This window comes from Nostoc sp. DSM 114160 (genome assembly GCF_053470305.1).
The window spans coordinates 36,216-60,173 of sequence record NZ_JBPFGO010000002.1; the positions used below are offsets into that span (position 1 = coordinate 36,216).

The 23,958-nt window shown below is 41.2% G+C and carries 26 protein-coding genes and 1 pseudogene; 18 read left to right on the top strand and 9 right to left on the bottom strand.

The window, feature by feature from the left end:
• Nucleotides 1–92: 92 nt before the first annotated feature.
• Nucleotides 93–1,538, bottom strand: a complete 1,446-nt coding sequence (gene cysS, locus NSTCB13_RS17135) for a cysteine--tRNA ligase (protein ID WP_448267154.1) — start codon at nt 1,536–1,538, stop codon at nt 93–95.
• Nucleotides 1,539–1,886: 348 nt separating this feature from the next.
• On the opposite strand from cysS, the gene NSTCB13_RS17140 reads away from it, so the two are divergent.
• The 6 genes from NSTCB13_RS17140 to NSTCB13_RS17165 all read left to right on the top strand — a co-directional run bounded on the left by NSTCB13_RS17140 (nt 1,887) and on the right by NSTCB13_RS17165 (nt 6,767).
• Nucleotides 1,887–3,011, top strand: coding sequence for a CobW family GTP-binding protein (locus NSTCB13_RS17140; RefSeq protein ID WP_448267155.1), 1,125 nt, complete (start codon nt 1,887–1,889; stop codon nt 3,009–3,011).
• A 363-nt stretch (nt 3,012–3,374) separates the two neighbouring features.
• Complete coding sequence (gene dtd, locus NSTCB13_RS17145) at nt 3,375–3,827, top strand: D-aminoacyl-tRNA deacylase (RefSeq protein ID WP_445631537.1); 453 nt, start codon at nt 3,375–3,377, stop codon at nt 3,825–3,827.
• A 103-nt stretch (nt 3,828–3,930) separates the two neighbouring features.
• Nucleotides 3,931–4,272: a photosystem II reaction center protein Psb28 gene (psb28, locus tag NSTCB13_RS17150; protein WP_445631536.1), complete on the top strand. Its 342-nt coding sequence runs from the start codon at nt 3,931–3,933 to the stop codon at nt 4,270–4,272.
• Nucleotides 4,273–4,380: 108 nt separating this feature from the next.
• Entirely contained in the window at nt 4,381–4,884 is a 504-nt protein-coding gene (locus NSTCB13_RS17155; protein ID WP_445631535.1) for a MogA/MoaB family molybdenum cofactor biosynthesis protein, read from the top strand.
• A 130-nt stretch (nt 4,885–5,014) separates the two neighbouring features.
• Entirely contained in the window at nt 5,015–5,251 is a 237-nt protein-coding gene (locus NSTCB13_RS17160) for a hypothetical protein (RefSeq protein ID WP_448273271.1), read from the top strand.
• Nucleotides 5,252–5,255: 4 nt separating this feature from the next.
• Nucleotides 5,256–6,767 (top strand): diguanylate cyclase, encoded by a 1,512-nt coding sequence (locus NSTCB13_RS17165; protein WP_448273272.1) that lies wholly within the window; start codon nt 5,256–5,258, stop codon nt 6,765–6,767.
• A 194-nt stretch (nt 6,768–6,961) separates the two neighbouring features.
• Here the strand turns inward: NSTCB13_RS17165 and mraY are convergent.
• Together mraY and NSTCB13_RS17175 are read right to left on the bottom strand one after the other, a co-directional pair.
• Nucleotides 6,962–8,067 (bottom strand): annotated as a pseudogene (gene mraY, locus NSTCB13_RS17170) (phospho-N-acetylmuramoyl-pentapeptide-transferase).
• A 79-nt stretch (nt 8,068–8,146) separates the two neighbouring features.
• The gene (locus tag NSTCB13_RS17175) at nt 8,147–8,389 is read right to left on the bottom strand and encodes a DUF3134 domain-containing protein (protein ID WP_322711499.1); all 243 of its coding nucleotides are present in this window, start codon (nt 8,387–8,389) and stop codon (nt 8,147–8,149) included.
• A 244-nt stretch (nt 8,390–8,633) separates the two neighbouring features.
• On the opposite strand from NSTCB13_RS17175, the gene NSTCB13_RS17180 reads away from it, so the two are divergent.
• The 5 genes from NSTCB13_RS17180 (at nt 8,634) to NSTCB13_RS17200 (ending at nt 11,508) form a co-directional block, all read left to right on the top strand.
• On the top strand, nt 8,634–9,218 hold the full coding sequence (locus NSTCB13_RS17180; RefSeq protein WP_445631532.1) for a PAP/fibrillin family protein: 585 nt from the start codon (nt 8,634–8,636) through the stop codon (nt 9,216–9,218).
• A gap of 307 nt (nt 9,219–9,525) precedes the next feature.
• Nucleotides 9,526–9,741, top strand: a complete 216-nt coding sequence (locus tag NSTCB13_RS17185) for a photosystem I reaction center subunit IV (RefSeq protein ID WP_094349537.1) — start codon at nt 9,526–9,528, stop codon at nt 9,739–9,741.
• A gap of 251 nt (nt 9,742–9,992) precedes the next feature.
• Nucleotides 9,993–10,877: a DNA-formamidopyrimidine glycosylase gene (locus NSTCB13_RS17190; RefSeq protein ID WP_448267158.1), complete on the top strand. Its 885-nt coding sequence runs from the start codon at nt 9,993–9,995 to the stop codon at nt 10,875–10,877.
• Between the two features lie 110 nt (nt 10,878–10,987).
• A complete protein-coding gene (gene ndhO, locus NSTCB13_RS17195) occupies nt 10,988–11,203 on the top strand; it encodes an NAD(P)H-quinone oxidoreductase subunit O (protein WP_194042991.1) in 216 nt (71 codons plus the stop codon).
• Complete coding sequence (locus NSTCB13_RS17200) at nt 11,200–11,508, top strand: hypothetical protein (protein WP_448270209.1); 309 nt, start codon at nt 11,200–11,202, stop codon at nt 11,506–11,508. The genes ndhO and NSTCB13_RS17200 overlap by 4 nt, the downstream gene beginning before the upstream one ends.
• Nucleotides 11,509–11,613: 105 nt before the next feature.
• On the opposite strand, the gene NSTCB13_RS17205 is transcribed toward NSTCB13_RS17200, so the two are convergent.
• The 3 genes from NSTCB13_RS17205 to NSTCB13_RS17215 form a co-directional block, all read right to left on the bottom strand.
• Complete coding sequence (locus NSTCB13_RS17205; protein WP_448273273.1) at nt 11,614–11,916, bottom strand: translation initiation factor; 303 nt, start codon at nt 11,914–11,916, stop codon at nt 11,614–11,616.
• Nucleotides 11,840–12,007: a hypothetical protein gene (locus NSTCB13_RS17210; protein ID WP_448273274.1), complete on the bottom strand. Its 168-nt coding sequence runs from the start codon at nt 12,005–12,007 to the stop codon at nt 11,840–11,842. The genes NSTCB13_RS17205 and NSTCB13_RS17210 overlap by 77 nt, the downstream gene beginning before the upstream one ends.
• A gap of 90 nt (nt 12,008–12,097) precedes the next feature.
• Complete coding sequence (locus NSTCB13_RS17215; protein WP_445631529.1) at nt 12,098–12,580, bottom strand: hypothetical protein; 483 nt, start codon at nt 12,578–12,580, stop codon at nt 12,098–12,100.
• 331 nt (nt 12,581–12,911) lie between these two features.
• On the opposite strand from NSTCB13_RS17215, the gene NSTCB13_RS17220 reads away from it, so the two are divergent.
• The 4 genes from NSTCB13_RS17220 to NSTCB13_RS17235 all read left to right on the top strand — a co-directional run bounded on the left by NSTCB13_RS17220 (nt 12,912) and on the right by NSTCB13_RS17235 (nt 18,389).
• Nucleotides 12,912–13,580, top strand: a complete 669-nt coding sequence (locus tag NSTCB13_RS17220; RefSeq protein WP_448273275.1) for a hypothetical protein — start codon at nt 12,912–12,914, stop codon at nt 13,578–13,580.
• Between the two features lie 67 nt (nt 13,581–13,647).
• Complete coding sequence (locus NSTCB13_RS17225) at nt 13,648–15,543, top strand: P-loop NTPase fold protein (protein WP_448273276.1); 1,896 nt, start codon at nt 13,648–13,650, stop codon at nt 15,541–15,543.
• Nucleotides 15,543–17,075 (top strand): DUF1802 family protein, encoded by a 1,533-nt coding sequence (locus NSTCB13_RS17230; RefSeq protein ID WP_448273277.1) that lies wholly within the window; start codon nt 15,543–15,545, stop codon nt 17,073–17,075. Before NSTCB13_RS17225 ends, NSTCB13_RS17230 begins: the two co-directional genes overlap by 1 nt.
• Nucleotides 17,076–17,729: 654 nt before the next feature.
• A complete protein-coding gene (locus NSTCB13_RS17235; RefSeq protein ID WP_445631524.1) occupies nt 17,730–18,389 on the top strand; it encodes a Nif11-like leader peptide family natural product precursor in 660 nt (219 codons plus the stop codon).
• Nucleotides 18,390–18,645: 256 nt separating this feature from the next.
• Here NSTCB13_RS17235 and NSTCB13_RS17240 read toward each other — a convergent pair whose 3' ends face one another.
• The 3 genes from NSTCB13_RS17240 to NSTCB13_RS17250 all read right to left on the bottom strand — a co-directional run bounded on the left by NSTCB13_RS17240 (nt 18,646) and on the right by NSTCB13_RS17250 (nt 21,021).
• Nucleotides 18,646–20,232, bottom strand: a complete 1,587-nt coding sequence (locus tag NSTCB13_RS17240) for a glucose-6-phosphate isomerase (RefSeq protein WP_448267163.1) — start codon at nt 20,230–20,232, stop codon at nt 18,646–18,648.
• A 272-nt stretch (nt 20,233–20,504) separates the two neighbouring features.
• Nucleotides 20,505–20,762: a cytotoxic translational repressor of toxin-antitoxin stability system gene (locus tag NSTCB13_RS17245; RefSeq protein WP_251959737.1), complete on the bottom strand. Its 258-nt coding sequence runs from the start codon at nt 20,760–20,762 to the stop codon at nt 20,505–20,507.
• Between the two features lie 61 nt (nt 20,763–20,823).
• On the bottom strand, nt 20,824–21,021 hold the full coding sequence (locus NSTCB13_RS17250; RefSeq protein WP_322715232.1) for a hypothetical protein: 198 nt from the start codon (nt 21,019–21,021) through the stop codon (nt 20,824–20,826).
• Between the two features lie 303 nt (nt 21,022–21,324).
• On the opposite strand from NSTCB13_RS17250, the gene NSTCB13_RS17255 reads away from it, so the two are divergent.
• The 3 genes from NSTCB13_RS17255 to NSTCB13_RS17265 all read left to right on the top strand — a co-directional run bounded on the left by NSTCB13_RS17255 (nt 21,325) and on the right by NSTCB13_RS17265 (nt 23,926).
• A complete protein-coding gene (locus NSTCB13_RS17255; RefSeq protein WP_445631522.1) occupies nt 21,325–22,458 on the top strand; it encodes a branched-chain amino acid ABC transporter permease in 1,134 nt (377 codons plus the stop codon).
• Nucleotides 22,448–23,230 (top strand): ABC transporter ATP-binding protein, encoded by a 783-nt coding sequence (locus NSTCB13_RS17260; RefSeq protein WP_445631521.1) that lies wholly within the window; start codon nt 22,448–22,450, stop codon nt 23,228–23,230. Before NSTCB13_RS17255 ends, NSTCB13_RS17260 begins: the two co-directional genes overlap by 11 nt.
• Nucleotides 23,231–23,362: 132 nt before the next feature.
• The gene (locus NSTCB13_RS17265; protein WP_448267164.1) at nt 23,363–23,926 is read left to right on the top strand and encodes a YfbM family protein; all 564 of its coding nucleotides are present in this window, start codon (nt 23,363–23,365) and stop codon (nt 23,924–23,926) included.
• The last annotated feature ends 32 nt before the right edge of the window (nt 23,927–23,958 follow it).

Below are 23,958 nucleotides of genomic sequence, written 5' to 3' on the forward strand. Positions count from 1 at the left end.
AATAAAGAATGGGAATGGGGAATGGGGCATGGGGCATGGGGAATGGTACAAAGGAGAGGATATTTCCCTCCTACTCCTACTCTCCACTCTCCCTAATTCCGATGCCAGCGCGTGCCATCACGACTATCAATTAGCGTAATACCTTGTGCTTGAAGTTCGTCACGAATGCGATCGCTTTCGGCAAAATTTTTGCCTTTACGTGCTTCTTGCCTTTGCTGAATTTTCGCCTCAATTTCTACATCGCTTAAACCATTAGTTGTTTGAGTTTCGGCTTCTATCTCGGCTTCTAAACCCAAGACTCCAGCTAAAGTGACGAGAGTTTGCCATTGACGCTGTAACTCATCAGGGGAAGTTTCGGTTTTCCCTTCATGCACAAGAATATTTCCCTCACGGCGCAGTTCTTTGGCTAATTCAAACAGCACTGTTAACCCACCAGGAAAATTAAAGTCGTTATTTACGGTTTCTTGAAAGCGTTCAACAGTTTCAGGAAGTAGTGAGGTAGTCTCCACTCCCCATCCTAGTTTTTCACCGTATTGGTGGCCGAAGAGTAAACCTTCTTTAATGGTGTGCCAGCCATTGGTTGCTGCGGCGATCGCTTCGTCGGTAAAATCAATTGGTGTGCGATATTGAGCGGTCAGCACGAACAACCGTACTGCCATCGGGTCAACTCCTCGATCCAGTAAGTCTCTAATAGTGGTAAAGTTGCCCAAAGATTTGGACATTTTTTCACCATCTACCTTCACCATGCCGTTATGCAACCAGTAACGCGCTAAGGGTTTTCCTGTTACAGCCTCAGATTGGGCAATTTCATTTTCGTGGTGAGGAAAAATTAAGTCAGCACCACCAGCATGAATATCGATGGTATCACCCAAGCGATCGCGCACCATTGCCGAGCATTCTATATGCCACCCCGGACGACCTGCACCCCAAGGTGATTCCCAAGCTGGCTCTCCTGGTCTTGCTGCTTTCCACAAAGCAAAATCAAAGGGGTCTTTCTTTTTCTGGTACTCTGGATCTTCTACATTGACGCGCTCGCTTTTCCCAGCTTGCATATCCTCTAACTTGCGTCCAGAAAGCTTGCCATACTCAGCAAACTGCCGTACTGCATAATACACATCGCCTTCAGATGGGTAAGCAAAACCTTTATTTTCCAACTCATGAATTAACCGTTGAATGCCATTCATCGTGTGAGTAGCGCGGGGATACTCATCGGCTTCTTTAATCCCCAACCGCGCCATATCCTCAAAATATGCTTTGATAAAGCGATCGGCTATCATATCCATTGATGAATGTTCAACACAGGCTCGATTAAGAATCTTGTCATCAATATCAGTAAAATTTTGGATATATCGGACTTCATAACCGATAAACTGGAGGTATCGGCGTACTACGTCCCAAACGATGCAAGCTCTAGCATGACCCAAATGGCAGTAGTCATATACCGTCACGCCGCAGTAATACATCTTAACCTTGCCTGTTTCGACTGTTTCAAACGGTTCTTGACGACGGGTGAGGGTATTGTAAAGGGTTAGGGTCATATATCAATTCAAAATTCAAAATTCAAAATTCAAAATGGAAAACCACTTATTGGCGGGCATTCTGGCTGCTGACTGTGTGGAAGTCAAAGGTGAAACAGCTTAACAGATGTAATCCTGAATAGGGAGATAAGCAATAATAAGGTAAAGCAGCTGGGATGACAGTCCAGCATCCTTATGCTAGTACGTCACGGCGGAAATCAACATACTATTGGACAAAATCTCGAAAGCTCATAAATCAAGAGTTTTTGAATTTTGAATTTTGAATGCGTGAATTCTGCGTAGCGGCGCTAGTGTTTTCTGGACTATCTGCGCTACATTACTCTTTTTTGACTATTTGATAACAGCGCTATGCAATCAGCAGTTACACCCGAATCTTCGGCAATGGATACGCCCAAACAAGGAATGCCAGTAACAATTATTACGGGTTTCCTCGGTAGCGGCAAGACGACTTTACTCAATCATATCCTCAACAACCAACAGGGTTTAAAAACCGCTGTTCTAGTGAATGAATTTGGCGAAATTGGCATCGACAACGAGCTAATTGTTTCCACTGGTGAGAACATGGTGGAGCTAAATAATGGTTGTATCTGCTGCACTATTAATAATGATTTGGTAGATGCAGTTTACAAAGTTTTAGAACGCCAAGAAAATCTAGATTATCTAGTAGTGGAAACAACTGGATTGGCAGATCCGCTACCAGTAGCTTTAACATTTCTCGGCACAGAATTGCGAGATTTAACTCGCTTGGATTCAATTATTACCGTGGTAGACGCGGCTAATTACAGCCTAGATTTATTTAACTCGGAAGCAGCATACAGCCAAATTGCTTATGGTGATGTAATTGTGCTGAACAAGGCAGATTTGGTTGATGAAGCCACTTTGAACCAGTTAGAAAGAAAAATTAACGAAGTCAAGGAAGGAGCAAGAATTATCCGCGCGACGCGATCGCAAGTGCCACTTCCTTTAATTTTGAGTGTTGGTCTGTTTGAGTCTGATAAATATTTTGACACAGTGGTGGATGAACACGACCATCACGATCGTCACGACCATGACCATGACCATGACCACTCAACATGCGGTCACGATCATCACGACCATGACCATGACCATGACCATGACCATCACGGCCATCACCATCATTCTCACCATTTAGAAAATGATGGTTTTACTTCCATCTCTTTCCAAAGTGACAAGCCTTTTTCTATTAGGAAGTTTCAGTATTTCTTAGATAATCAGCTACCCTCAAATATCTTCCGAGCCAAGGGGATTATGTGGTTTGATGAAAGCCCGAAGCGTCATATTTTCCACCTTTGTGGTAAACGCTTCACCTTGGATGATGATGAATGGAAAGGCCAACTGAAAAACCAGTTAGTACTGATTGGTCAAAATTTGGATCGTGAGACTTTAATTAGTCAACTCGAAAACTGCATTTGTCTACCTTCAACCTCTCGCGGTAAAGGGTTTGGCAAATAAAAGTTAGAAGTTAGAAACTTACTACTCGTTCCCAGGTGGAACCTGGGAATGTATTCTCAATGGCTCCGCCATCAATTTTAAGTAAAATGAGAGAATAGCGATCGCTTTCTGAATACAGAAAGTTTCAGCAAGAAACTCACAAGTTTTATCGAACATTAAGAATTTTTATCGGGTGGTAGACACTCGTTGTTTTTACAGCAGATTTCAGGGAAATGAGGTACAAAATTTCATAAAAAAGTCATATACCAAGAGACTTGAAACCTTATTCCCCATTCCCTATTCCATGTTCCCTGTTCCCTATTCCCTATTCCCTACTGTATATATTGCTCTAAAATCAAAACGTTGATAAATGTTCTGATTAAAATGCGCGTTGTTATCCAGCGAGTCAAATCATCTCAAGTTACAGTGAATGATGAAATTGTCGGTAAAATTGGGCGGGGGCTAAATTTGCTCGTAGGTATAGCCAATACCGATACTGATGCTGAAATTGACTGGATGGTGCGTAAGTGCTTAGAGTTGCGGCTGTTTCCTGACGAAGGAGGAGACGACCGTTGGCAAAAATCTGTACAAGAAATTGGCGGCGATTTGTTAGTAGTCAGTCAATTTACCCTTTATGGTGACTGTCGCAAAGGTCGCCGTCCTTCTTTTGACCGTTCAGCCGCTCCCCAATCGGCAGAAGATTTGTATAATCGTTTTGTTATCAAGTTAAGAGCTAGCGGGTTGCAGGTAGAAACTGGTAAATTTGGTGCAATGATGCAAGTTATCATTGAAAACGATGGCCCCGTAACTTTGTTACTTGAAAAAGAAGCAATTTAAGTATATACACTAAAAACTGAATCACAGTAGCTTCTAGACCGTGGTGTTCTAATTGATGAGAGAATATTAAATTAACCATCACCAAAGTTTAAATTCATTCATCATGGCGAAAATCCAGTTTTCTAGAGGTCTTGACGAAGAGGTAATTCCAGATGTGCGCTTAACGCGATCGCGTACTGGAGATAGTGGTACAGCGACCTTTATTTTTACGAATCCGAAAATTTTAGATCAAGGTACTACCGAAGATATTACCGGAATGTACTTGATTGACGAAGAAGGCGAGATAATTACCCGTGAAGTTAAAGCTAAATTTATTAACGGGAAACCGGAAGAATTAGAAGCACTTTACATAATGAAATCTGCCCAAGAATGGGATCGCTTTATGCGCTTCATGGAGCGGTATGCTGAAGAAAACGATCTGGGATTGAGTAAAAATGAGGCATAGGGCATAGGGCATAGGGCATAGGGCATCGGGCATCGGGCATTGGTAACTGTCAATGCGTCATTTACCATGCCCAATTATTCATTATTAAAAGTTCATGAGTGACATATAATGCCACAACCCCATCCAGACTCGCCTGGAGTTTTAGTAACTTGTGCTGTGGTTACTGTCAGCGATACACGCACTTTGGAAACAGACAAAAGTGGCCAGCTAATTCAGCAGTTACTCCTTGGTGCTAACCATGCTGTAGGAGCCTACACGATTATCAAAGATGAACCGACACAAATTCAAGAGCAGATAGAAAATCTGGGCAAAAGCGCAAATTTGGATGCTGTAATTTTTAATGGTGGTACAGGTATTGCACCAAGAGATACCACCTATGATGCTATTGAGAAGTTACTAGAGAAAACTTTGCCGGGATTTGGTGAGTTATTTCGTTTTTTAAGTTATCAAGAAATTGGTTCGCGGGCGATCGCTTCTCGCGCTGTTGCTGGTGTTTATCAAGATAAATTAATTTTCTCGCTTCCTGGTTCCAGTAATGCTGTGCGACTGGCGATGGAAAAACTGATTTTACCCGAACTCACTCACCTGGTAAGTCAGGTTTGTAAGGGTTGAAATGAGCAACCTTTCAGAAAGCTACCATAAAATTTAGGTATGAAGCACTGAAATCATCCTTTATCCACTTACACCTTGAGACTACCCAGAATTATAGTGAAACGGATGAAATTTTAATATCAGGTCAGCAATGGAACCTATTTACTGGAATTGCATAATTGCTCATAGCATTACTGCATTTTCATACTTTGGTATCCCCATAATCATAGGGGTTTTCTTTGCCAAAACTAAGGCAACTATCCCTCCTAAGTTTTGGCTAGCCTTTTTCTTATCAGGTGGATTCGTACTATTTTGCGGATTTCATCACCTTCTGACGATCTTCGAGCCACATATGGCAGTGTCCCCTGCTGCACTTAGGTGTGCTTGATGTAATGGCATTTATTTCTTTATCTGCTTTACTCTACCTAATGCCAACCGCTTATCAAATTGTAGAGGCGATCGCCAGATATCAAGAAGATACCCGCGAACTGCAACGTAGCCAGCAGATGCAACGGCTATTCCTAGATCAGGGGCCATTTGCAGCATATATCAAAGATGAACAATCTAGAGTGCTTTACTACAACCAGGAAATACAGTCTAGATTTTCTGTAGATTCACAAGAATGGTTGGGAAAAACTGATAGTGAATTCTTGCCAGATCCAGAAGAGGGGCGGCAGGTTATGGAGAACGATCGAGTTGTTTTGAAGACTCTACGTCCTTTGAAGCTAATTGAAGAGGTAAAAGTATCTAGTAACAATCAGCCGTGTTACTGGCTATCGTTTAAGTTTCCGTTTAGCGATTATGCAACGGGTGCTTACCGGATTGGGGGAATCAGTATTGATATTACAGAATCCATAGAAGTACAGCGATCGCTAACTGACTTAAATCGGCAGCTAGAAGAAAAGACACTGAAATTGGAAGCAAAAAAACGAGAACTTATATATCTCTCAGATATGGCGGAGATGCTTTATTCCTGCGAGTCTGAAGATGAGGTGTATCAAGTAGTTGCTTTAACGTGTTCCAAGCTATTTCCGAATATGAGTGGTTCTATTTATATAATTGCTAATTCTAAAAATTATGTTCAGATGAATAGTTTTTGGGGAGGTGAAAGAAGAAGTAAAGAAATATTTTCACTATCTGATTGTTGGGCTTTGCGGAGAGGAAAATTAAATCTTTTATCGCCTCGTAATTCAGGACTAATGTGCAGTCACTTAATACAGCCTGTTAGCGGCACACATTTGTGCATTCCATTGTTTGCACAAGGCGAAGTAGTTGGCAGTTTACACCTCGATGCGCTTGAAGAAATCAGTCCAGAAGAGCGACAAACTTCTGAGATTATTGCTAGAACATTAGGCATTGCACTGAATAATCTATCGATCAAACAACGTCTAACCTATGAAAACTTGCGGGATGGGATGACCCAACTATTCAATCAAAGCTATATGGAAACCATAACGGAACAAAGGTTAGCTGAAGCAGAACGATCGGGACAACCTCTTAGTATTATTTTTCTTGATATCGATAACTTTAAATCTTACAATTCGCGCTACGGACACGTGACTGCCAACATTGTTCTCCAGGGATTAGCAAAGTTACTGTTAAAATCTATTCGCTCCTTTGACATTGCTTGCAGATGGGGTGGTGAAGAGTTTGTGATTGTCATGCCTAATATGACACTGGAAACGCTCAGAAAGCGAGTAGAACAATTAAGGGTAGATATTGAACAAATGCAATTGAAGGACGGCGATCGGCTCCTCGAAAGCATCACCGCTTCTTTTGGAATAGCTGTATCAGAACCAGGAATTACGGTTAAAGATTTTCTAAATCGGGCAAATCAAGCGATGCTTGAGGCAAAGCGAACAGGAAAGAATCGAGTTAGAGAATATATAAATACCTATAATTGAAGAATAAAGAATTTAGAATACCGCAAGCAGTCAAACAATTTTAGGTTTTAGATTTTAGATTTTCGATTGACTCTATAACTATCCTTTGCGCTTGTGTTGGCATAGAAATCAGAAACTTATAAATTTGCCTATAAAAAAACAACTCCCTGAAGATGTGGGAGTTGTTTTTTATATTCAAGCAGTTTTTAAAACATTTAGAATGGAGCGATCGCTAAACAAATAGTAGCCAAAATAGCAGCGATTATATAAAATACTCCAACCACTTGTAATTCTGACCAGCCAGTAAGTTCTAAATGATGGTGTAAAGGTGCCATTTTAAAGAGGCGTTTGCCTTTGCCATCGGGGCCCTTCGTGGCTTTGTAATAAGTTACCTGTGCCATCACCGAAAGGGTTTCTACAAAGAAGATACCACTGAGAATAAACAGACCCCTACTAAGGTATTTGTTAATAGTGCTACAGCAGCTAAAGCTCCTCCCAATGCCAGGGAACCAGTATCTCCCATGAAAACGCGGGCTGGGTTGCGATTATGGGCTAAGAAACCTAAACACCCGCCACTTAAAGCAGCACAGAAAACCATCAATCCTGGTGCTGTTGGTGCGACTAAAGCACCTAATGCCAAAAGTGCGATCGCTACTGTTCCTGCTGCCAAGCCATCAATACCATCTGTTAAATTCGTCGCATTACTTTCTGCAACTAGCACAAAACCTGCTAAAGGCCAAAATAGAAATCCTAATGGTAGTGTGAAGCTCACCCAAGGCAAAGCAATATTTGTAATATTAGAAGGTTGATTAAACATCAGCCATAGACAAAACATAGCCGCAAAACTCACCTGCAAAGCCAGTTTTGTTTGTGGAGATATACCTTTATTTGATTTCCGGCGCAGAATTTGCCAATCGTCGAGCCAGCCAATCAATCCATAGCTGATGGTCAAAGCCGAAACTGCAAGCACCTCTTTAGAAAAGTTAGACAATATGCAGGCAAGCAACACAGATACAGGTATAAAGAATATACCACCCATTGTGGGAGTGCCTGCCTTTTTGAGATGAGCTTGAGGTCCATCTTCACGAATTATTTGTCCAGTTTTAAGTGCTTGAAGTAAAGGTATTACCCAATAGCCCACCACACCTGAACCCAATGCACACAACAGTAATGGCAGGGTTAACGACATACTTTGCCAAGGTAGCCGATTGGCCATCGAATCCAAGAAAAATGCTGTTGTACCTAACCCTACGGCTAATAAAGAGGCTAGAGCGATTCCAGAAATGTTTAATCCTTGCTCAGGAGATAATTTAGCGTCCACAGAAGTTTCCCTTCACTCCACACTTATAAAATTGAATACCATTAACTAGGGATACTACCAATTCCATAGCCTGAAAAGGCTAATTCTCAGCGATTCCTATATCATCATCTTCATCATCATCGAGGTCGTAGCCAATTCCATCTTCTACACCCATTAAGGAGTCTATTCCTTCTTCGTCAGCTTGAAAATCCGGTTCGTGAAGGTCACGCGCGATGATGCGACCGTTATTTTGTAACCAGTCCAACAAAGAAGATTCTGGCTTTAGGGGGATGACATCGGCTCGCTGGTTACGGGGTTCTTCACGTAATGGAGAGTTCAACATATCGAGTGAGGACAAGAAAAGGTTTACGTAAGTTGACATTTAGAGTCTATCACTTGACACGGATTAATTTAGTTATCTTTTCAACCCTTTAGTTGATAAATCCGCATTCAGATAGAAATTTTTTTATTTAATAAGCATAAGGCTTAAGTCAAGCGATTCTTAGTAATTTTTATGGCTGTACATATATGTCATTAATATCTTGTTTATGCTGATGGAAAGTGAGTGATTTTTGAGGTGACAGGCGATGATGCCAAAAGCGGCTCTTATGGATGCGATCGCACTTACTAATCGCGGTTTACTGGCGACCGAAGAACAGAAACAGGCTATCTTAATCGCGATCGCCTATTTAGAAGACTTTAATCCTACACCCCGTCCGGTGGAAGCTAGTAATTTGCTAGATGGCAATTGGCGATTACTATACACCAATAGCAAGGCTCTTTTAAACTTAGATCGTTTACCTTTATGTAAACTAGGTCAAATCTATCAGTATATCCGGGTAGATACTACCAGTGTTTACAACATAGCTGAGATTTATGGCTTACCTTATTTAGAAGGATTAGTCAGCGTTGCTGCTAAATTTGAGCCAGTTTCAGGTCGGCGTGTCCAAGTAAAATTTGAGCGTTCTATTATCGGCTTACAACGTTTAATAGAATACAATTCTCCGGTAACTTTTATCCAACAAATTGAAGCAGGTAGAAAATTTCCCGGAATTGATGTTGCCATAAACAGTGACAAACAGCAAGGCTGGTTAGATATCACTTATATAGATAACGACCTACGGATCGGCAGAGGTAATGAGGGAAGTGTGTTTGTCTTAACTAAAACATAAGCTTTTACAAAATAGCTATTTGCGAATGAAGGTACACTATAACGTTTACCTTGTCAAGTATGGTTTAATACCTTTTGTAATTTTGGATGTGGTATGGAGTCGGGAGTGAAGAAGGGAATAGGGTACAGGTTACAGGGTACAGATTATTCCCTATCACCTTTCACCTGTAACCTCTCCCCTAATCCAATGCCCACTCCTCAATTCAGACAAATAACTTAACAAAGACTCTTGCTGCGACCTTGAGGTTGTAGAGTGAAATCAATTAGCCCTCTAGATTGGCGATTGATAACTAAAAGGGAAAATAATCATGGTTCAACGTGGTTCTAAAGTACGTATTCTCCGCCCTGAATCCTACTGGTTTCAGGATCTAGGAACTGTGGCTTCCATCGACCAAAGCGGCATCAAATACCCTGTAATTGTCCGCTTTGAAAAGGTCAATTACTCTGGTATCAATACCAACAACTTTGCCCAGGATGAATTAGTCGAGGTTGAAGCACCAAAGGCTAAAGCACCGAAAAAATAGCAGCAAAGCTACAAGGGGGTTGTTTGATGCGATGATGAAGGGTAGTCTTAAGTCTGAAGTATGAAGTCTGAAAATTTCAGTTCATTCATTCTTTGTCCTAGCCTACCCTAATCTACGAGAGCCGCCCTGCGGGTATTTACGGTTTCTTTTGGGTAGTAATACGAGCCATCTACGGCTATGTAAGTTACTACCCCATCTCTTCTTCCTCGAACCCTCAAATAAATCACAATTGCTTGCTTAACTCAGCTTGAATGCCCGAACTGCCTGAAGTTGAAACAGTCCGAAGAGGTCTAAATCAATTGACCCTCAACCAAGAAATCACGGGAGGAGATGTGTTGCTCGATCGCACCATCGCCTACCCGTTTTCTGTTGGTGAGTTTGTTAATGGAATTAAAAATAATGCGTACCCCGGAGGGGTTGGCGCAGCCATCGCTACTTGGCATCGTCGCGGTAAATATCTCCTCGCCGAACTCTCCTCGTCTTCCGGCTGGCTAGGGGTTCATTTGCGAATGACCGGTCAACTATTATGGCTGGATAGAGATGAACCATTACACAAGCACACGCGGGTTAGATTATTCTTTGGGGATCGGCAAGAATTACGCTTTGTTGACCAGCGAACCTTCGGTAAAATATGGTGGGTTCCGCCTGGTGTTGCTGTAGAAAGCATTATCACTGGTTTGGCAAAACTGGCAGCAGATCCATTTTCATCAGAATTTACTGTTGAATATCTAGCAAACAAACTCCAAAACCGTCGCCGTCCGATTAAGACTGCGCTACTAGATCAATCCGTGGTGGCGGGATTAGGTAACATCTATGCTGATGAAGCATTATTTAAGAGTGGAATTTTACCTGAAACCTTGTGTATAGATTTGCAGCTAAAGCAAATTGAACGTTTGCGAACAGCGATAATTCAGGTGTTAGAAACCAGCATTGAGGCTGGTGGTACGACATTTAGTAATTTTTTGAATGTTAAAGGTACTAATGGCAATTATGGTGGTGTAGCCTGGGTTTATAACCGCGCTGGAGAACCCTGTCGAGTTTGTGGTACAGCAATTCAACGGATCAGGTTAGCTGGGCGATCTAGTCATTTTTGCTTTGAGTGTCAAACGCTAGGGGGAGTTAGGAGACGCGATTAATCGCGTCTGTACAAGAGACGCGATTAATCGGGTCTTTACAAGAGTTAAGAATTCTAACTCGGAACTCTTTTAAAATGCAGGTGAAAGACGTTAATTTGAGAGAGGAACTTATGGCAGTTAAAAAAGGAGATATGGTTCGCGCTGTGCGCGAGAAACTAGAAAACAGTCTGGAGGCTAAAGCCAGTGATGCTCGCTTTCCTTCATATTTGTTTGAAACCAAGGGCGAAATTGTCGATATTAAAGGTGATTACGCCTTGATTAAGTTTGGGAAAGTGCCAACACCTAATATTTGGTTACGTGTGGATCAACTCGAAGAGTTTAAATAAGTAAAAAGAATTCAGGAGTCAGAAGTCAGAATTCAGCATTTATTCTGACTCCTGAATTATTGCTGAGAAAAATCGCATCTTATTTATTAAATCAGTCGCGGTTGTTGCCTGTGGCGGCGTATCTGCAAGGTGAATACGGTTTAGAAGATGTTGTAATTGGCGTTCCTTGTCGGTTGGGATGCGGTGGAATTGAGAGTATTTTGGTATTGACGCTGACTGATGAAGAAAGAGAGGGTTTGCATACTTCGGCTCGATCTGTGCGTCAAAATATTGAGCGATCGCAAGAAATCATTCGTAATTCGTAATTTGTATAAATAGCAGCCAAAATAAAAGACAGTAGGTTCTAATCCCACTGCCTTATTTGTTATTCCAAACCTTATGAAAACCAATATCACCAGATTGGTTTTGCGTTAACGGCGGTAATCCTGATCTGCGGGGTCGCCGTAGGGGTCTTCGCTGGCTGGGCGGACATCACCAAACTCCCCTGTGTCTGCGGGGTCGCCGTAAGGGTCTTCGCTAGCTGGGCGAACATTGCCGTAAGACGCAATATCTGCGGGATCGCCATAAGGGTCTTCGCTAGCTGGGCGAACATTGCCGTAAGATGCGATATCTGCGGGGTCGCCGTAAGGGTCTTCACTAGCTGGGCGAACATTGCCGTAAGATGCCGGGGTCTGCGGGATCGCCGTAGGGATCTTCGCTAGCTGGACGTACATTGCGATCGCGGAATTCGGCATCTTGATCGGCTTGCTCGCTGTTCGATCCCAAAAGTAAGTCTTTCGCCTTTCGGAAAAATTCATTTACCATAATCTGTCTCCTGATTTAAGTTCGTGTTTCCGACGGGCGCGATCGGCGTTATCCTCCGGGAAACCCGCTTTATACACACGCTTCACCGATCTAGAGTGCTGGAGCTGCGGATGAAGTTATACCAGTTAGATCGCGACCTGTAGCACTCCGGTTATAGCCTTGGAATTCCCGATACTTTTGTGCTTCAGATTCTGGTACTCGAATTCCTTCTGCTGGTGGCGTTACCCAGTGAGCGCGATGTTCAGCATCACGGTAATATACACGCCCGTTCTTGGAAAGATAGTACTTACCTTGCGCTCCATCTTGGGGAGCATTTTTATGTTGGTTGTAGAGGTAATAAAGTCCCGCAGCACCCGCCAAAATAGCAACTTTCTGTCCTGTAGACAAGCCTTTCTTTGCTTCGGTTTGGCGATCGCTCACTGTTCTACCGACGGTATCATCAACAGGTGGTGGTACATTAGCTTTTTGGGAACCGCCTCCGCAGCTACTCAGCAAGGGAACCATTAGCAATGCCGAAAGCAGCACTGCAAATAGACGCGAAACTATTTTACGTTCTTTATATATTGTGTTCATTGGATTTCGTTCTCACCTGTATTTGCTAAAAGCCTTGCTGTTGCAAAAACAAAGTTGGAATTCCTGTTATTTCCCTGGGAATTGAAAAAACATATACCACTCAATTTACAACTGCGCAGCTACAGCGTTTCTCTGTTCATAATCGGCGATTTTCTCAAGTATTCCATCCCGCCTTTGAGAGAAACTGCATTCATCCTAAGGAAATATATTGTTGATTCTTTATTAATCTATTTAGCTGAAATATTCAGCAATTTCTCGGTTATTTTTTGTGCATAAATAATTTACAAAGATACAGTTACTATGATGCTTTTTGTCAAAAAGTACACTCAATATGACATCAAAAAATACTAGCACTCGTCTTCTTTTGGCTTTGTGGGATTTGGGAGGAACGCAGCAGGAAGTTAAGAAAAGTCAACTCACTAAGCGAATTGTAGCCAAAAGCCAGAGGGTAGCAGATTATCAGGGCATATTCGAGGAATTACAGAAGCAGGGTGCGATCGCAATTTCCAAAAAGGGATATTCTCTGACATCTGGCAAAGGTTTAGAGGTATTGGGTGAGGGTTTGAGGAGTGGCAAGTTTAAGTTTGAAGGGACGATTGTCGGAACTTGGGCGGCGAATGCGTTGCTGAAGTGGATTAGTCAGATAGATGTTGCGGTAGTTGGTGCAGATGTACCAGTTAATGGGAAGGGTGCGTTAGCGCAGCTTTCCAAAGGAATCGCTTCTTATGACGAGTTTAAATCTGTGGCGTTAGAAGTCTACGACAAGCTGAACCAAAACTATAACCTAGATGATCTGGTACCAATTTATCGTATCAGGAGAGAAATAAGCGATCGCATTAGTCGTTCTAATTTCAATGAATGGTTGCTAGAAATGCAGGCTAACGATATTTTGCAACTACAAGGCGGTAGCTTACCAGACAATGATCCAGCACAGATAGAAGATTCTATCACCACAGAAGTAAGTGGATTGCGCTGCTACGCCAAACGTTTGAACTCATAAACTCAACTTTCTGAATACTTTTGATTCTTGACTTATCCCCATTTAATATCTGCCTCACACCGAATTTATGAATAGTTCCTCATCTGCAATTACAGACATCACTAATGCCATTGCAAGCCAAAATCCTTTTGATAGACCTTTAGTAGTTAGGAGTCAAGATGTTTGGGGAAAGGGTTTTCCTGATGTACCTTCTTTAAATGCTCAGGTTTCAGATACTATTTTTGAAGCTATTGAGAAAGTTCGCCTTGGACAGCGCCACATCTTTGGTGTCACCATTACTGCTGAGAAAGGATTAGGCAAAAGCCACCTCATTAGCAGGATTAGACATCGCCTTCAGGCTGATGGGACTGCATTGTTTGTCTATATGAGTGAGTGCGCTGACTTAAACCGAATTAAAACTGAATTTTTGCGAAACCTTGCTAATAGCCTTAAACAAATTGGTAGTCAAGGTGTAAGTCAATGGCGAGAATTAGCAACCGCTCTGATTAACGAAGCTTTTAACAAAAACCATACACCCCAACAATTGGTTAATCAATTTCCAGGAGCTTTGGCAAGAAATCCACGAGTGATTGACATTTTGAGAGATAAGATACTATCGATCAAGCCTGATATTGAAAACCCTGACATTCTTACAGCTATTATCTGGACACTTTCTCCCGATTCCGGTCATGAATCTTTTGCTATCAACTGGTTGTCTGGAAGGAACTTAGCACAATCAAAAGCTGACGAACTGGGTTTAGCAAATCCTAGTAACCAAGATAAAGAAGCAGAATCTTTTACTACTATTCGTCAAATTCTTGATTTAATAGGTCGCTATAAACCAATAGTAATTTGTTTTGATGAATTAGATGTACCAGAATGTAATGAAGCAGGTTTTACTAAAGCCCAAGTTGTTGCTGGTATAGCTAAGGATTTGTACAACAGTATTAAAAGTGGTGTTTTGCTAACAGCTATGTATGCTGAAACATGGGTTCATCAAGTCAAAGTTTTATCTTATGCCGAAGCAGTAGTAGATCGGATTGGTGAGAAAGTTCTGGAGTTAAAATATCTCAACTCTGATGATGTTGTAACTTTAGTTTCTACGTGGCTAAAAGATTTTTACGATCAAAAAGGACTAACACCGCCGCATCTAGTATATCCTTTTGACGAAGATAAACTGAGAGAGCTAGGAAAAGAAAGACCTATTGTTAGACGAGTGTTAAAGTGGTGTGCTGAAAATTTTAAAGTCCCCACAGAGCCACAACCTTCAATATCATCCAAGAATCCAGTAGAATCTGCTTACATCAAAGAATTAGAAGGACTTGCAAGCACTATACAAGATTACATGGATGATAAAGTTGTGCTTGCTGATTCACTATGGTTAGGCTTTTCTGCACTAATTGGAGAAACTATAGAAAAATTTCAAATTGAAGATATTACAGAAATTACAGCTAAAGCAGCTGATAAAGGGTACATAGACTTCAAAATAGTTGGCAAAGAAAACGGTAAAACAATCAAAATTGGAGTAGCCGTATTACAAGAATCAGGTGGAATGTTCGTTCAGGCAACATTGAAGCGATTAATTGATTATAAAAAATTTGATTTGACTCGTGGATGTTTAGTTCGTTCTAAGCAAGTTAATAAAGGTGCTGCTAAAGCTCAAGAATACCTAAGTCAACTATTATCACCTAAACTTGGTGGAGAATGGGTATTGCTGAAAAGCGAGGATATAAAACCACTTTTAGCTATTTTATTAGTTTTTTATGCACGTGAAGATTATGAATTGAGTGAAGAAGAAATACTTGATTTTATTTACGAAAACAAAATAGCAGTTGATAATTATCTTATTCGTGAAATTCTCAGCGATCCATCAGGGCAAGTCCCTCAAGATGCTATTAATGAAGAAATTGAGGGTAGCAAAGTCACTCGTTCAGAGATTAAAAATACTGTAAAGATTAGTGCAGATGATTTATTTCAGGGATAATGATTAATACCGCGTTACGTTTACCAGCATCAGAAATTGAGGCATTGTTGCAAGGAAGAATAATTGCAGTAATGCCTAATAAATTTATTACTCTAGGGCGGAAATTCGCCCTTTGTCCAGCAGATTCATCAACTAATTTACTACCAGTTGAGCAGTACTATCGCCCAAGTTTTTTACCAATTGCCCAAAGTGCATTCACACAGCTAAATATTCAGGGTGTTTTAATGCAACCTCAGCAAATAAACTTACTTCCAGATGAGGAACAGTTAAAACTGCCCCTTCTAGCTTATAAAACAGCCTTGATAAAAGCTTGGGCAAAATGTGAACTGTGCCAAATTTTGAATAATGCTGAATCTTTAGCTTATTTATCACAGCTAACTATTTGGACAAAAGAAGGTTTACAGCAAATACTAACGCAACGTCAAAATATTTTTTTGGCATATCTGCGAGTATATAATTTACCTAAATCAATTGAAATTGCCATAAATTCAAACAGCCAATTTATTCCTTTACCACAGTTTATTGATGTTACTGATACCAAACCAATATTAAACGATCGCACCTTCGCCCAACGCAAACGCCAATTAGAAAAGCTAGAACCCCCGCTGCATCCTGAATTAGAAGAATTGCAGAGTGCGATCGCCTCGTTAACCATTAGTAAACCAGCAGCTAAACAATTAGATGATGATATCAAAGTATTTTTAGGTTGGAGTAGTGACAAGTTAATTAAACAACCCGATCCAGATTTAGCTTGGATAGATAATATTGCAAAATTAGGCGATCGCAGTATCGAACAAGATGAGAAAAAAAGCAACTACCAAGCTGGTACAGATTTTGAAAACATCGCACGTCAAAGCCTGGAGTTTTTAGGCTTCAAAGTTGAAAGTGCTTTCAAAGGTGGCGCTGGAGGCTTAGATTTATATTGTTCAAAACCTTACGCTATTGTTTGTGAGTGTAAAGCGGGTAAGCTTATTCCGAGTCGTACTGTTGAGGAATTACTCAAACTTGGTGGAATGCACTTAGGTAAAACTCAAGTATTAACTTCAGCTAAGTTAGTAATTGGCCCTGGTAATCCATCGACAGATACACTAAAAGCTGCTAAAGAATGGGAAGTAAGTATTATAAATGCTATGACTTTACAAAAACTCGTTGAATTAAAAGCAAAATATCCAGGTGCTATTAACTTAGTCGAATTACAGCAATATCTAGAACCTGGGCAAATTGACTATAAAATTGATGAATATATTGATAAAGCTGAGAGAGAGATTAAATTGCGATCGCAGATCATCACAGCAGCCAAAGAACTCTCTGAACAAGACAACGAAACTTCAAAAGCTACACATCCAAGTTTCACAGTTACAGAAATTCGTGTTCATTACAATGCTACTCATAATCCCCGCCTAAATGATGAAGTTGTTCACGATTTACTGATAGAACTTTCCTCACCTTTAACAGGTTACTTGGGGCGAATTAAAGGTAGTAGTGGGAATAGCGATCGCTTTTACTTTCTCCGCGATTTACTTATTAACTAAAAATAGTACAATATATCTCTTTTCTTCCCTCTAAGTTCTCTGCGTCTTCTCTACGAGACGCTCTTGCTAGCTTGCTTCTCCGTAGGAGTAGGCGATTCGTTTAAAAATAACTGAAGTTTGAGCGATCGCGATTCTATTTATCTCAAAGTTAATATACACAGCCTGATAATTCAATAATCCCATTTTTTAATGCTGCCTTAACTTTATTTTAGAGGAAGACAAAGGCGAACGCTTGATTTATCTATGTAATTATACCTGTACATAAATTTAAAATATACTTAATCTTTTTTCTACAAGATGCTATACTTAGCTTTCTTCCCCGTAGGAATATCTGATTCGCTTCAAAATAACTAAAGTACAGATTGCTTTACAATTAATTGCTTCATGAATAATTAATACTATCTCTTGACTTAATTTTATTTTATGAGAAGCAATAAAAATCTTAGTTGCAGACCGCCCCAAGGCATCGTAATCTTTCATGTTTCCCTCAGTAAATATTATTTATGGTGACAAACTTTACAATAAGTTCATACTTAACCACTGTGTAATTTCATTTACAGATTTAGTACTGTCGAAGAAACACATTATACTTACTACACTGGTGTTCATTAATCATAAACCTCTACCAAGTTTACAACTTAGGCAAGATGACCCATGTATTATCAAATTTGGAATTTCTTTCTTAAAGAAGATAAATACATCTATTGGAAAGAAAAAATAAAAGTTAACAAAAACTTTGACAAAGTGACATGGCAAAAGATTATTGATTTCTTGTCACTAGTAGAGCAAACTTTCCAGTTGAAAAGTCAACTAGCAGAAACCGATAGCCTTGAGCCATTTCTCAAATTAGCAAGAGAAAACGGTTATAATTTGACCGCAGAAGAACTTGGCTGGTTTCTAGTTACGAGAAGACAGATTTGGGATCTTTTCGATGTTGCCCAAAAAACGCCATCTCTCAAAGAAGAATTACTAATAGCTAAAGATCCGCAGCAATTCGTCGATATTGCTGCCGAAAATGGCTATTACTTTTCTGCTGATGAGTTAGCTTGGCTGCTAATTGACATCAAATCATCATCAGATTTAGTATCTATTAACAACAGCGTTGGAGAAATTCTCACAGTATCAAGCTACGGCAGAATTGAAACAGGATACTGGATTTGGCTAGCAGAACATTGGGGAATCGTGCCACCATTTTGTCATCGGGATAAACCCAGCACTTTCTTATGTCAAAATCTCAACAATCCTTTTTTACCCGATCGCTGTTTTTTACCCAAGAGTTACTTTAATCAACGCCTGATGGCAATTCATAATTAAAATAATTCGTAATTAGGCAAAGGAAGAGAAGAAAGCAACACTTAGACGAAACGGTATTGAGCGATAAAACTTAATTACGAATTACGAACTTGTACTGAGCGTAGCCGTTGGCGCAGCCTCTCGTAGAGAAGTATTACGAATTATACGGTGAAGCATCCTAGACAGAAGATATATCTTCTATTTAGGATGCTTCACAATAAAAAATTGTTGTCTCAACAACAATTCTAGACAAAATCTAAGATTTAGATTAGAGCTATCAGCTAGCAGAAACGGTCAAACTACCGGGTTTCTGAAGATTGCCTTGTAAAACTACACCCCGCTGATTGGCATGGATGTGACGCAAAATCTTGTAAATTGCTTCAACTTGGTCTGATGCGCCTGCTTTCTCGGCGAGTTCGTCAAGAGTAAGGGGAGTTTTTTCTTTTTGTAGCACTGCTATCACTCGTGTTTGTAAATCAAGAATGGAAGCAGCAGCTTTTTTGCCAGCTTCTACGCCTGGTTGATGATAGGCGTTGACGTTGACCAAACTACCATATAAACCAACAGCACGCTCATACAAAGCAATTAATGCCCCTACAATTCGAGGATTAACTTGGGGAATCGTGACTGTAATCGAATCGCGGTGATTTTCATAAAGCGCTTGTCGGGTTCCTTGGAGAAAACCGGAAAGATAATCGCCTGATGTAACTCCTGGATCTATTTCAGTGGATGGGCCTTGACGATCTTCCAACACTTCGATGAAGGTAGCAAAGAAATTCGCTACACCCTCGCGTAACTGCTGGACATAAGCGTGTTGATCTGTTGAGCCTTTGTTGCCGTAAACGGCAATACCTTGATGAACAACGTTGCCATCTAAGTCTTTTTCCTTACCCAAGGATTCCATCACCAGCTGTTGCAAATAGCGACTGAATAAAAATAAGCTGTCCTTGTAAGGTAGAACAACCATATCTTTTTCGCCTTTTCCGTTACCTGCAAAGTACCAAGACAAAGCAAGCAAGGCTGCTGGGTTATTTTTTATATCTGGGACGCGGGTAGCATCATCCATCTCTTTGGCGCCATCTAGCATAGCGCGAACATCAATGCCTTGTAATGCTGCTGGTACTAGCCCCACAGCAGACATTTCTGAGGTGCGTCCTCCTACCCAGTCATACATCGGAAATCTGGCCAGCCAGCCTTCTTCTTTGGCCAGCTTATCGAGGTTGCTATCAACGCTGGTAATTGCTACCGCATACTGGGCAAACTCCAAATTGTGTCCGGCGTAAGCTTTTTTAACTTCAATCATGCCGTTACGGGGTTCTGGTGTTCCCCCAGATTTGGAGATTACCAATACCAAAGTGCTGGCGAGGCTATTCCGTAGATGATTGAGAACGCGATCGATACCTGCGGGATCGTTGTTATCGATAAAATGAATTTTCAGGGGCGGAAAATCAGGAGCGAGAGCTTCTGCGACGAATTGGGGGCCGAGAGCGGAACCACCAATGCCGATGGAGATAATATCCGTGAAGCGGCTTGCTCTAGGAGGATGAATAGCACCTGTTTGGACTTTTTCCGCAAAGGCTTCGATTTGTTCTAGAGTTTGAACTATTTCTTGTGTAAGTTCTGGAGCTGGCGCTAAATCAGGATTTCGCAGCCAGTAATGTCCAACCATGCGGTTCTCGTCAGGATTTGCAATCGCACCCTTCTCTAGTTGAGCCATATCTGCAAACGCCTTGTCAAACTTCGGCCGCAACGAATCCACAAAGGCATCATCGAACCGCATCCGACTTATGTCTAAGTACAGTCCCAATCCCTCGTGGAAATACAACCAGTTTTGGTATCGTTGCCAAAGTGCCCTAGCATCCATAGGGAAATCTCAAATAAAGTGTTTTTCAAAAACCAGTTTAATGTAAGGTTATAGCGATCCCTGCCTAGCCTTATACAGTTTACAGTTTTAAGTGTTCCCTTGACCGTGCCAATTTTAGATTTTAGATTTTAGATTTTAGATTAAAAATTATTTCGGTTGATGCCCCGCACTTCTTTACCAGACGCTACCGCGAATGTGCCAAGAAAGCGAATGTGGGTGGAACAAATCCAAAATCCGCAATTCCAAAATCCAAAATTGATTGACTTTTGACTTTAAACATCTGGCATAGGGATGACACGCAGAAATTTCACAATTTCACCCCTAATTTCTATACCAATCAGATAATTGTCTAGGGTGAAGCGGTGAAAAATGCCTTCACTATCAAGCTGTCGCAGTTCTTTTAGATCGCTCAACTGCCACTTTTGGGCTAATTCAATAAAAACAAAATCATGCACCCGCTCGTAGGCGGCAGGTTCTAAATTCTTCAGGTCTAGCAAAAAAGACCTGGCATAGCGCATTTCCAGACTCACTGGGCGTTACCTTCACCAAAACTTGAGGGGCCACTGGCACTAGCTCAAAAGCGCTGCTGAATTAAAAAAACATCAACAGTCTTACAGCTTCTTCATGGGTTAAGATATCCCACGGTTGCTGCGATCGCTTGACTTTTTGTATCGCTTTGAGCATATAAAAGTCATAATATAATGCTTCAAGAACATTCCAAATGTCTTGCAAATCGTCATCGCCTAATTGCTCGATTAAGTGATGCATTCTAAGTCGCAGTAAATTCATACGTTAATTATTCCCTACCACCAAACACCAACAATAAATAGTATTCCCATAAAATTAGCTCCGCTCAAGCTACGCTAAAATTTATTCGCCCGGCGCGGGGGGCAGAGGAGCAGAGGGGCAGGGAGCAGGGGGGCAGGGAGCAGGGAGCAGGGAGCAGGGGAGAATAATAAATAACTATTGACCAATGACAAATGACAAATACTTCTCTACGAGAGGCTGCGCCAACGGCTTCGCTCAGTACAAGTGACAAATGACAAATGACAAATGACAAATGACAAATGACCAATTCCCAAATAATTTAATATGGTTGACTATCTAATTTTCTTAGCAATTTCTACGGCGCTTTTTGCTCTATTCGCACTAGGACTGAATTTACAGTGGGGCTTTACGGGATTAATTAACTTTGGTCATATTGCTTTCATGACTCTGGGAGCATATACAACGGTATTGTTAAGCTTAAAGGGTGTACCCTTACTTGTATCAGCACTGGCTGGGGCAATTGTCGCTGCTTTGTTGGGTTTGATAATTGGTTTTGTAACTCTCCGCTTACGAGAAGATTATCTAGGAATTGTCACCATTGGTACGGGCGAATTAATTCGTTTGGTGGTGAATAATCAGGAATTACCTGTGGGTGACACCTGGATTTCTGGGGCGTTTGGTGTACAAAGTTACCCCATACCCCTATCCACAGAGCCAAGTTTGTTTGTCAGATTAATCATGATTGGGCTTTTAACCCTGCTGGCTGCTGTAACTTTCTTTACTTTGTGGCAATGGATTCGCACCACTCAAATATCTCGGACTACTGATTTAGGCAAAAGGACGACTAGCAAACAAGAATTTATATCCCGCTTGGGTGTGGGAATTGTGTTAGCAATTTTGGCGGTAGCGATTTATATTTCTGGGGCGATTGGACTGTATAATTACAACCCAAAAGCGGGTTTAATGCTGGTGTTGCTGTTGGTTTTAGCATTTGTATACTGGCGGTTAGAAATTTTGGTGCGATCGCCTTGGGGTAGAATTCTCAAAGCCATCCGCGAAGATGAAGAAATTCCTAAAGCGCTGGGAAAAAATGTTTTTTGGTATAAATTACAATCTCTGATGTTAGGCGGTGCGATCGCAGGTATCGCTGGTGCTTTCTTCGCTTGGCAACTGGGCGCTATCTACCCTGATAATTTTCAACCGCAGATCACCTTTGACACTTGGATTATGGTGATTTTAGGCGGTTCTGGGAATAATGTTGGCACAATCTTAGGTGCAGTAATTTTCTTTGCTTACGATGCCCTGACGCGAGAAGTCTTACCCAGAATCGTTTCCCTTGATGAAGCACGTTTGGGCGCATTTCGCATCATGGTAATCGGATTAATTTTGATGGTACTGATGATTTGGCGTCCTCAAGGTATCTTAGGGAAAAAAGAGGAACTCACCCTTGGTAAATAACTATTCATCTCCACTTCCCCTTTTGGCAGCCAGTGGACTTTCTAAAAGCTTTGGTGGTGTCAAAGCAGTTAATGAGGCCAGAATCGAAGTTGCTAAAGGCAGCATTACGGGCTTGATTGGCCCCAATGGCGCTGGTAAAACTACTTTATTTAACTTACTCTCAAACTTCATCCGCCCTGATAAGGGACGAGTCATTTTTGACGGCGAACCGATTCACAACTTGCAACCATATCAAATTGCCCAGCAGGGAGTAATCCGTACCTTTCAGGTTGCACGAACTCTCTCGCGGTTATCGGTGTTAGAAAATATGCTGCTGGCGGCGCAAAAACAAACGGGTGAAAATTTTTGGCAGGTGCAGTTGCAACCGCACATCGTAGCTAAGGAAGAAAAGCAACTGCAAGAGCGGGCAATGTTCCTGTTAGAATCAGTAGGCTTGGCAAAAAAAGCACACGATTACGCTGGTGGCTTGTCTGGTGGACAACGCAAGCTGCTAGAAATGGGACGGGCGCTGATGACTAATCCCAAGTTGATTTTGTTGGATGAACCGGCGGCTGGGGTGAATCCGAAACTGATTGATGATATTTGCGATCGCATTATTACTTGGAACCGCCAAGATGGGATGACGTTTCTGATTATTGAACACAATATGGATGTGGTTATGTCCTTGTGCGATCGCGTTTGGGTACTTGCCGAAGGACAGAATTTGGCTGACGGGACACCCGCAGAAATTCAAACTAATCCCAAAGTTCTAGAAGCTTATTTGGGAAAATAGAATGTGATTAGCTTTCTGTTTATGCAATGTATTTAGTGATTTGACTTTGGACAAATAAAAGTACATAAATACTGTGACTTGTCCAAAGTTCAAGTTAACACTATTAATGGTGTTTAGATTAGAGTAAATATTATGGGTATTACAGCTAGCTATAAACGCATTACGCCACAAAAGTTTGCAGAAATTCAGAATGATACTGAAGCAGCAGCATCTTTTTTTAATCCTGATTTAGATAATTTAGTTTTTGATTTTAGTAATCCACAGGCAATGATTGCCCAATTACAAGAGCAACGAAGCGATGAACATTACTTCAGCCTTGAAGATTGGCACGCACTACATTTTCTTCTCACTGGAGAGTCAAGTTTGGAAGGTGATACCCAAGCATTACCGCCTCTTTGTAATGTAGTCATGGGAGGTACGCCGACACAGTTTGAAGCGGGTTACGGATTTGTACGCTATCTCACACTTGAAGAGGTTCGAGATGTTGCCAATGCTTTAAGTCAAATTTCTGTTGAAGAATTGAAGAGGCGATTTAATTCTACTGTATTTAATGAAGCGGAAATTTACCCAAATCCTAGCCCTGGAGGATGGGAAGAAGAGGAGATAGAGCCATTGTTTGAACTATATCCAAAATTGGTAGAGTTTTTTCAGAATGCTGCAAAAGAAGGTGATATTGTTTTGCTCTCATCTAATTAATTTTTTTGCAAATTTGGCTCTTGTTAAAATCG